This window comes from Arthrobacter celericrescens, from assembly GCF_003614925.1.
In the GTDB taxonomy this organism is placed as follows: Bacteria; Actinomycetota; Actinomycetes; order Actinomycetales; family Micrococcaceae; genus Arthrobacter; species Arthrobacter celericrescens.
Window position 1 is genome coordinate 23,546 of record NZ_QYLP01000080.1, and the last position, 8,577, is coordinate 32,122.

Annotated in this window: 8 protein-coding genes, 1 pseudogene and 2 riboswitches; of the genes and pseudogenes, 6 read left to right on the forward strand and 3 right to left on the reverse strand. The window is 69.9% G+C overall.

Annotated features, from left to right (window positions below):
- Positions 1–42 precede the first annotated feature (42 nt).
- Together D3654_RS13845 and D3654_RS13850 are read right to left on the reverse strand one after the other, a co-directional pair.
- Positions 43–1,047 carry a nucleoside hydrolase gene (locus D3654_RS13845; protein ID WP_120522070.1) on the reverse strand — a complete coding sequence of 335 codons (1,005 nt, stop codon included), beginning with the start codon at positions 1,045–1,047 and terminating at the stop codon, positions 43–45.
- A gap of 36 nt (positions 1,048–1,083) precedes the next feature.
- On the reverse strand, positions 1,084–2,535 hold the full coding sequence (locus tag D3654_RS13850; RefSeq protein ID WP_425359421.1) for an MFS transporter: 1,452 nt from the start codon (positions 2,533–2,535) through the stop codon (positions 1,084–1,086).
- A 137-nt stretch (positions 2,536–2,672) separates the two neighbouring features.
- Here D3654_RS13850 and D3654_RS13855 point away from each other — a divergent pair, with 137 nt between their 5' ends.
- Positions 2,673–3,542: a ribokinase gene (locus D3654_RS13855; protein WP_245413238.1), complete on the forward strand. Its 870-nt coding sequence runs from the start codon at positions 2,673–2,675 to the stop codon at positions 3,540–3,542.
- Positions 3,539–4,057: a GNAT family N-acetyltransferase gene (locus D3654_RS13860; RefSeq protein ID WP_120522072.1), complete on the forward strand. Its 519-nt coding sequence runs from the start codon at positions 3,539–3,541 to the stop codon at positions 4,055–4,057. Before D3654_RS13855 ends, D3654_RS13860 begins: the two co-directional genes overlap by 4 nt.
- Positions 4,058–4,064: 7 nt before the next feature.
- On the opposite strand, the gene D3654_RS13865 is transcribed toward D3654_RS13860, so the two are convergent.
- The gene (locus tag D3654_RS13865; RefSeq protein ID WP_245413239.1) at positions 4,065–5,324 is read right to left on the reverse strand and encodes an MFS transporter; all 1,260 of its coding nucleotides are present in this window, start codon (positions 5,322–5,324) and stop codon (positions 4,065–4,067) included.
- Positions 5,325–5,438: 114 nt separating this feature from the next.
- On the opposite strand from D3654_RS13865, the gene D3654_RS13870 reads away from it, so the two are divergent.
- From D3654_RS13870 to D3654_RS13885, 4 genes and pseudogenes are all read left to right on the forward strand, one after another.
- Positions 5,439–6,398 (forward strand): glycoside hydrolase family 26 protein, encoded by a 960-nt coding sequence (locus D3654_RS13870; RefSeq protein WP_120522074.1) that lies wholly within the window; start codon positions 5,439–5,441, stop codon positions 6,396–6,398.
- Positions 6,399–6,489: 91 nt separating this feature from the next.
- The gene (gene trmB, locus D3654_RS13875) at positions 6,490–7,428 is read left to right on the forward strand and encodes a tRNA (guanosine(46)-N7)-methyltransferase TrmB (RefSeq protein WP_205571810.1); all 939 of its coding nucleotides are present in this window, start codon (positions 6,490–6,492) and stop codon (positions 7,426–7,428) included.
- A 3-nt stretch (positions 7,429–7,431) separates the two neighbouring features.
- Positions 7,432–7,911: a type II toxin-antitoxin system RatA family toxin gene (locus D3654_RS13880; RefSeq protein ID WP_120522075.1), complete on the forward strand. Its 480-nt coding sequence runs from the start codon at positions 7,432–7,434 to the stop codon at positions 7,909–7,911.
- 181 nt (positions 7,912–8,092) lie between these two features.
- Positions 8,093–8,190: riboswitch (glycine riboswitch) on the forward strand.
- A 1-nt stretch (position 8,191) separates the two neighbouring features.
- A riboswitch (glycine riboswitch) is annotated at positions 8,192–8,306 on the forward strand.
- A 49-nt stretch (positions 8,307–8,355) separates the two neighbouring features.
- A pseudogene (locus D3654_RS13885) lies at positions 8,356–8,577 on the forward strand (lipoyl synthase); the annotation flags it as partial.

The window sequence follows — 8,577 nt, forward strand, 5'->3', positions numbered from 1 at the left end:
TTCGCCGCGCAGAGAGGACATGTCCCCGGGCTTGGTTCAGGATCAGGCCCCGGCGGCCACCGCACCAGCCTCCACCGCACCAGCTTCCACCGGCACCGGCACGGGTGCCAGCAGCGCCGCCATCAGGTGCGGGGCGAAGTCCTCTTCGAGTTCCAGGACCACCTGGCAGTGGGCGCCGGGCTGTTCCGGGTAGCCCAGGTGCACGCCGCGCAGGTCGCAGACCGTCTGCCCGCGGCCGGGTCCACTACCGGCGTCGACCTCCACATGGACCACCGGGGCGGTGCGCAGCGCGACGGCGTCCACGGCCACAGCGGCGGCGAGGGGATCGTGCATGGCGGAGCAGGCGCGGCCGAAGATGCCCTCGTAGAAGCGGTAGTAGTAGCCCAGCATCTCGCCCAGCGCCCGGGCCAGCGGGCTGTCCGAGGCGAGCAGTTCCAGGCGGTGCTCCTCCTCCAGGACGTTGCTCATGGTCACGTCCAGCGGCACCAGTTTGATGCTCCACGGGGCGGCGAGGACTTCGCGGGCTGCCTCGGGGTCGTTGCCGATGTTGGCTTCGGCCAGCGGGCTGATGTTGCCCGGAACCATGGCGGCGCCGCCCATGATGGTGATCTCGGCGACCAGTTCGGGCAGCCGCGGTTCCAGGCGCAGCGCCTCAGCGATGTTGGTCAGCGGGCCGATGGCCAGCACGCGCAGTTCGCCGGCGTTTTCGCGGGCGAGGCGGACCAGCATTTCGGCGGCGGTCTCGGCCAGCGGTGCGGCGCCGGACTTGGGCAGAGCCACCTCGCCGATGCCGTTGGCGCCATGCACGTGCGGCGCTCCGCCGTCGAACGCCCGGGCCTGGAAGTCGTGCGCCCCCACGGCCACCGGGATCTCCGGCCGGCCGGCCAGGCGCAGCAGGTCAAGCGTGTTCACGGCGCCGGTGGCGGCCGCGACATTGCCGCTGACGGTGCCGATGCCCAGCAGGCGGGCCTCCGGCGCGGCCAGCAGGTAGGCCAGGGCAAGGGCGTCGTCGATTCCGGTGTCGCAGTCCAGGTAGAAGGGCAGCATGTCTGGGTATCGCTTTCTGTTGGGAAGGGTGCGGGCTTAGGCGTCGGCGTCGGGCGCGGGGACCAGGAGGCTGACCAGCAGGGCCGCCGCAGTGATGCCCACCGAAATCCAGAGCGCGACGGCGTAGCCGCCCTGGGTGCCGAGCCCTGCGAAGGGTGCCACGAGGACGACGCCGAGGCTCGCCCCGGTGCCGAAGGAGGCGCCGTTGATGCCGGGCAGGGAGCCAGGGGCTTCCTTGGGCGAAAGGAGCACGGACAGGCCGTTGATCGAAGTGAGGAAGAAGCCGTTGTAGAAGATGCCGAGGGCTGCGACGGCGGCCAGCACGGCCCACTGGTTGTCGGCGAATAAGGCGGCGGCCACGGCACAGGCCAGGCTCAGGGCGGTGCCGATGCGCAGGGTCCTGATCCAGCCAACCCGGCCCGTGAGCCAGCCGGCCAGCGGGGCCGCGAAGACGCCGATCAGGGCGGCAGGGGTCAGGAAGAGCAGGGCCGAGAGCGAGGCGCCGAGGCCGAAGCCGCTCTTGCCGTCCTGGCTGAGCAGCACCACGGTGAAGTTCATGATGGCGAAGATGCCGGCGAGCGTGAGCACGGTGGTGGCGATGACGGTCCAAACCTGGCGGGAGCGCAGGTGGTGCACGGCGATCAGAGGGGAGCTGCGGCGCTTTTCCGCGGCGCAGAAGGCGATGAACGCGGCCACGGTCCCGGCCAGCAGGGCAAGCGCGGGGACGGAGGTCCAGCCGGCGGAGGATCCGGTGCTGACAAAGTAGCTCAGGCAGACCAGGAAGACCGAGAGGAAGGCCGCACCCCACCAGTCCATGCTTCCGCCGGTACCCCCAGCCCCCGCCGGCTTGCCGCCGGGGACGATGCGGATGATGCACACGGCCGCGATCGCGGCGAGGGCCAGCACCACGAGGAAGATCGACTGGAAGCCGAAGGCCTCGGTCATCAGTCCGCCGGCATAGCCGTCGAAGCCGGCCACGCCGCCGTTGACCGCGGCGATGATGCCCACCGACGTTCCGAAGGCGCGGGCGTCGAGGTTCTCGCGGAGCACGATGTAGGCGAGCGCGAAGATGGCGCTGGAGACGCCCTGGAGGAAGCGGCCGATCACCAGGAGGGTCAGGCTGGGCGCGGCCAGGCAGAGCACGGTGCCCACGGCCATGACGCCGAGGACCAGCAGGAGCGCGCGGCGGCGGCCGATGAAGTCGCTCCAGCGGCCCATGATGGGGCCGGAGATGGCACCGGCCAGGAAGAACATGGACTGCACCTGGGCCACGGCTCCGGCGTCGGCGCCGAAGTGCGCGCCGATCTGCGGCAGCGCCGGGGTCACCATGCTGGCGTTGAGCTGGAAGGACAGCACGCCCAGCAGGAGCGTGGTGATGAGGATGGCGGCCTTGGGCCGGCGCGCGCCGGGCAGTTCGACGGCGGCGTCCTGCGAGGCATCTTGCGCGGCGCCCTGCGGAGCGGGCGCGTTGGCGGGTGAGGAAATCACAACAAACTCCCTTGTTCGTCGGGTGTGGTTCGTCGGGTTGGGGATGACGGGAACCCTCGGTGGATTCGAGTTGTTATACAAGCACGTATTACGAACAAGTACAACATTTAAGTGTGAAAATGACTACACTGTCCTCCATGACTTCCTCGAACCCCCTACTGCCGCGCCACCGCGCCCTCACCGTGCTCGGCAGCATCAACCTTGACCTCATTGCCACCGCTGAGCGACTCCCGACGGCGGGCGAAACCATCGGCGGCGGCGCGCTGAGCAGGCAGCCGGGCGGCAAGGGCGCCAACCAGGCCGCCGCAGCAGCCCGTCTGGACGGCTCCGCCCGGATGATCGGCGCCGTCGGTGACGACGACGCTGGCCGCGAAATGCTCGAGGCCCTCACCGCCGCGGGCGTGGACGTGTCCGACGTCGCGCACCGCAGCACTCCCACCGGAACCGCGCTGATCGTCGTCGACAGCGCTGGCGAGAACCAGATCGTCGTGTGCCCGGGCGCGAACGGCGAGGTATCCCTGGACGGCGTCGCCTTCGCCGAGGACGAGACGCTCCTCTGCCAGCTCGAGGTGGGACTGGACGTCGTCGTCGAGGCGTCCCGCCGGCACCCGGGCTTCTTCGCCCTCAACGCCGCCCCGGCGCAGTCCCTGCCCGCGGAGCTGGTGCAGCGCTGCGACCTGGTGATCGTCAACGAAACCGAATACGAGCTCATCCCCGAACTGGCGAACGCCCGGATGGTCGCCGTGACCTACGGCAAGGACGGCTCGGCCCTGTTCCGGGACGGCAAGGAAGTGGCCCGGGCAGCGGGGCGCCGCGCCACCGTGGTGAACACGATCGGCGCCGGCGACGCCTTCTGCGCCGCTTTCGTGCTGGGCCTGCGCAACGGCCTGTCCGATGAGCAGGCACTCGCGGCCGCCAACGCGGTAGGGGCCGACGCCGTCGGGCAGCATTCCTCGCAGCCGGAGCTCGAGCGGCTGGAGTCCTATGTCGGGGTTGCGTCCGCGTGACGGTTGCGGATACAAACACCGCCCTCCGCATCAGGAAGGCGGAAGCAAGCGACTTCCCCGAGATCCGGCGCATCACTCTCGCCGCCTACCTCGACGCCGGGCACGTCACCGAGGACCACCCCTACCTGGCCATCCTCGGCGACGTGGAGCAGCGGGCGGGCCATGCCGAGCTGTGGATCGCCGAATCCGGCAGCCGCGCCGTGGGTTCGGTGATGCTCACCCACCCGGGCCGGAAATACACCGAGGTGGCGCTCGACGGCGAACTCGAGTTCCGCATGCTGGCCGTGGACCCGGCGGCGCAGGGCCTCGGCGTCGGCCGCCGGATCGTGGAGCGGATCCTGGACCACGCCCGTTCGCTCGACGGCGTGGAGGCCGTGGCCATCACCAGCGGTGCCTGGATGGCGCCGGCGCACCGGCTCTACGAATCCCTGGGATTCCGCCGGGTTCCGGAGCGGGACTGGAGTTTCGACGGCGGCGACGACAAGGACCTCTGGGTCTTCCGCCACGCACTGTAACGCAGCCTCAGCCCTCCACGTACCGGTCCCGGCCGGCGCGGTAGCCGAATACCGCCGCCAGCGCCCCGACCACGAGGAACAGCACACCGGCCGCCGCGAAACCGTCCGTTGCCTGGTGCAGCTGGCCCACCAGCAACGTGCCCGTGGACCCCAACCCGTAGCCGACGCCCTGCATCATCCCGGACAGGTGCGCGGCCGTGTGCGCCTCGCGGGTGCGCAGCATGATCATCGTCAGGGCCACGGCGGTGAGGCTGCCCTGCCCCAGGCCCAGAAGCCCGGTCCACAGCCACACGAGGTCCACCGGCCCGAAGATGCTCAGCGCAAAGCCACCGCCGGTCATCAACGCCACCAGCACATTGATCGCCCGCTGGTCCGCGAAGCGCGCGGCAATCCCCGGGGCGAACAGCGAACCAAGCATCTGCAGCGCAATCGAGACGGACACGATCAGCCCGGCCGTGCCGCCGTCGATCCCCCGCTCCCGCAGGATCGGCGCCAGCCAGGCAAACACGCTGAAGGACATCATGGCCTGCAGCACCATGAAGACCGTCACCTGCCAGGCGACGGCGGATCGCCACACGTTCACGCCTTCCACCTGCAGCTGGTGCCGGACGGCGGGCTGGCGGAGCGCCAGCGGCAGGAACAGTAACAGCACGACGGCGGCCGGCAGCGCCCAGAACCAGAGCGCCGCGGTCCAGTGGCCGGCGGCGTGGAACACCGGATAGGTGAAGCCGGCACCGAGCGCGGCGGAGGCGCAGATCGCCGTCGTGTAGAGGCCGCCCATGAGGCCGAGCCGGTGCGGGAAATCACGCTTCACCACGCCGGGCAACAGCACGTTGCACAGGGCAATCGCGGCACCGCAGGCCGCGGTGCCGGTCAGCAGGGCGGGCACGTGACCAGCGCCCGGGAGGTCCAGCGGGCGCAGCAGGAGGCCCGCCGTCAGGACCGCCATGGCGCCCAGCAGCACCCGTTCGGCGCCGAAACGGCGGGCCAGCAGGGGAGCCAGCGGCGCGAAGACGCCCAGGAGGGTGACCGGCACCGTGGTGAGCACCACCACCGCCCACCCCGGCAGGCCGGCGTCGGCGGTAATCTCCGGAAGCACCGCCGAGAAACTGGAGAACACGGTGCGCAGGTTGAGGCCGATCAGCACCAGGCAGGCGCCGAGATACACGAGCCCCCTCCTTGTGGAGACCCGCGTGGGCGCCGCGGCGGGGACCTCGTCGATCTCGGCGTCGACCAGGAATTCGGAGTTCTCGGCGTTCCGTATCACGCTCCGCAATTTACACGCCGCTCTTCCGTCGTTCACGCCGCGGCCCTACAGTATTCCCACCAGTAACGCTGTTCACACCGCTCCCCCTTTCCACAGTCACAGGCTGGAGGCCCCATGTTCCCGGACGTTTCACGCCCTGTGACCCGGCGGGCAGCCTTGGGTGTCGTGGGCGCCGTCGGGCTCGCCGCGGCCACGGCCGGCCATGCCTCGGCGGCGGCCCCGCAGCTTGCCTTTGGCGTCGCGACACCGGGCGGTCCCCTGGATGCGGCCGGGCTGAACGAGGTGACCCGGCTGGCCGGAGAGGCACCGCGGCTGATCCTGCTCTACAAGGACTTCCAGCAGCAGGCGCCGGTGGCCGAAGTGCAGGCGTGCCTCAACCGCGGCGCCCGGCCGGTGATCACCTGGGAACCCTGGGTCACGAGTGGCGGCCTCCAGCAGCCGGGCTATTCGCCGGCCAGGATCGCCGCCGGATATTTCGACAGCTACCTCCGCTCCTGGGCCACGGCCCTGGCACCTTTCGGAAACCAGGTGACCATCCGCTTCGCCCACGAAATGAACGGCGACTGGTACCCGTGGTGCCCCGGCGTCAACGGCACCACGGCCGAGGACTACATCGCGGCGTGGCGCCGCGTGCACACCGTATTCACCGTCAACGGTGCCCGTCCGCAGTGGATGTGGTCGGTGAACGATCCCTATTTCGGTTCCGTGCCCCTTTCCTCCGTCTACCCCGGCTCCGACGTGGTGGACCAGCTCGCCCTGGACTCCTACAACTTCGGTACCAGCCAGGGCTGGTCCGCCTGGAAGACTCCGTCGCAGGTCTTCGCACCCGGGCTCGACGCATTGCGGGCGCTCGGCACCGGGAAGCGGATCATCATCTCCGAAACGGCCTCGAGCGAACTCGGCGGGTCGAAGCCGAACTGGATCCGGGACGCGATCCCCTACCTCGACGCGCAGCCGGACGTGGAGGCCTTCATCTGGTTCCATCTCCTCAAGGAAACGGACTGGCGGATCAACAGCAGCAAGGCCTCGGCCGGGTCTTTCAAGAAGGCCCTCGCCGCCCGCGCCCTCCCGTGAAGCAACCCGCTCCGCTGAAACTCCGGCGGGGCCACTCCCGAGGCCGGGCGCCGGCGGCCCGCTCCCCTGGCGCCCCGCTATCCTGAAAGGGATGAGCACCCCCGAAATTCCGCAGTCCCCGCAGCCCGCCGCACAGTCCCCGATGCCGCGTCCCGTCACCCCCGGCAGCCAGGCCTCCTTCGGCACCTACGGCGGACGCCCGGTCAGCTTCGTCCGTCGCGGCACGCGCCTGCAGGGCCGCCGGCAGCAGGCCTGGGACGAGCATGCGGACCGCTGGGTGCTCGACGTGCCGCGGCATGTCGCCAACACCTCCGTGCACCCTGATTACGTGTTCGACGCCGAGGCCGAGTTCGGCCGCAAGGCCCCCCTGGTGGTTGAAATCGGCTCGGGTTTGGGCGAGGCCGTCTGCCACGCCGCGGAGGAGAACCCGGACAAGGACTTCCTCGCCGTCGAGGTCTACACCCCCGGCCTGGCGAACACCCTGATCAAGATCGCCAGCCGGGGCCTCAGCAACGTGCGCGTGGTGGAAGCCAACGCCCCCGAGGTCCTGGCCACCATGCTCCCGGCCGGTTCCGTCAGCGAGGTCTGGGTCTTCTTCCCCGACCCCTGGCACAAGTCCCGGCACCACAAGCGCCGGCTGATCCAGCCGGAGTTCGCCAAGCTCGTAGCCCGCGTCCTCGAGCCGGGCGGCCTCTGGCGGGTCGCCACCGACTGGTCCAACTACGCCGTCCACGTCCGGAACGTCGTGGCGGAGTCGCAGGACTTCGAAAACCTGCACCACGGCGAACGCTCCGGTCCCGAGAGCCCGCTCACCAAGGTCTGGGAATCCGGCGTCGAATCCGTGGTGGGCGGCGCGCCCGTCAAGGAAGGCCGCGCGCCGGTCAGCACCGAGCACACGGGCCCCAACGAAGGCGTGGACCACGTGGGCGGCTGGGCCCCGCGCTTCGACGGCCGCATCCGCACCAGCTTCGAGACCAAGGCGCACGAGGCCGGCCGGATGATCTTCGACCTCTGCTACCGCAAGGTCTGAGCCGTGCCCCAGGTGCGCGCGGAACGGTTCATCCGGCTAGACCCCGGGACGGCCTTTGCCATGTCCCAGACCACCGGCGCCTTCCGCCTGAAGTGGGATCCGTTCATTTCCGCCCAGTCCTTCGCGGACGGCGCCACGGCAGCCGGCAAGGGCGTCCGCACCCGCACGGTGTCCCGGATGGGCCTGCGCATGGTGAGCGAGTACGTCTCCTACGCGCCGCCCCGGAACGTGGGCATGACCATGGTGTCCGGGCCGTGGTTCTTCGAAAACTTCGGCGGCGGCTGGCGCTTCACGCCCGACGACGGCGGCACCCGCGCCGTGTGGAAATACACCTTTTCCTGCCGGCCGGCTTTCCTGAAGCCGCTCGCGGAGCGGATCGGCGGCTGGCTGCTCGGCCGGGAAATCGAACGCCGGATCGAGGCCTTCGCCCGGGCGTGCGAGAACCCCGAGTTGCTGGCCGAGTTCCGACGGAACGCGGGCTGAGCCGCGCCGGTCCGACGTCGAACTCGCCGGAATGCTGCAGGGTCGCCGGAACGCTTCAGCGAGCCCGCAGCGCTCCCGCGACCCCGGTGAGTGGCGGCCTGAATTGCCCACCGGACTTTGCCCACGTCCGCCACGGGCCGGTACCCTGTGAAGCGTGCCGCCCCATGGCGGCACGCGCTTATGATCTGCGGCGGGAGAGTCCTGCCGGTACATTCAGCGGGCGCCGTAGGAGCAAACCCTCCCCGGGAATCTCTCAGGCCCACGTACCGCCGCGGCAAGGCACCTCTGGAAAGCAGTCCGGCTGAACCCACAGCCCGGGCTCACCGACGGGGCAAGCGAACCCCCGCAGCTGCGGGTGGCGCGGAATCTCTCAGGTCCAATACAGAGCGGGGAGGAACCACATCAATGTGGCGTCCCCGCGCCACCTGAGTCCTGGAGCTCCCTATGAGCCTGCACCTGAGTAACCCCGCACCTGAAGGCCGTAAGTTGCTGCGTGTTGAGCAGCGCAACAAAGCGGTTCCGGTCGAACGCAAGCCCGAGTGGATCAAGGCCAAGGTCCAGATGGGGCCCGAGTTCGTAGGCCTGAAGAACCTCGTGAAGCAGGAAGGCCTGCACACCGTGTGCGAGGAAGCCGGCTGCCCGAACATCTTCGAATGCTGGGAAGAC

Coding starts and splice junctions, on each gene's coding strand:
- D3654_RS13845 (WP_120522070.1), bottom strand. CDS start 1,047: ATGCTGCCCTTCTACCTGGACTGCGACACCGGAATCGACGACGCCCTT.
- D3654_RS13855 (WP_245413238.1), top strand. CDS start 2,673: ATGACTTCCTCGAACCCCCTACTGCCGCGCCACCGCGCCCTCACCGTG.
- D3654_RS13870 (WP_120522074.1), top strand. CDS start 5,439: ATGTTCCCGGACGTTTCACGCCCTGTGACCCGGCGGGCAGCCTTGGGT.
- trmB (WP_205571810.1), top strand. CDS start 6,490: ATGAGCACCCCCGAAATTCCGCAGTCCCCGCAGCCCGCCGCACAGTCC.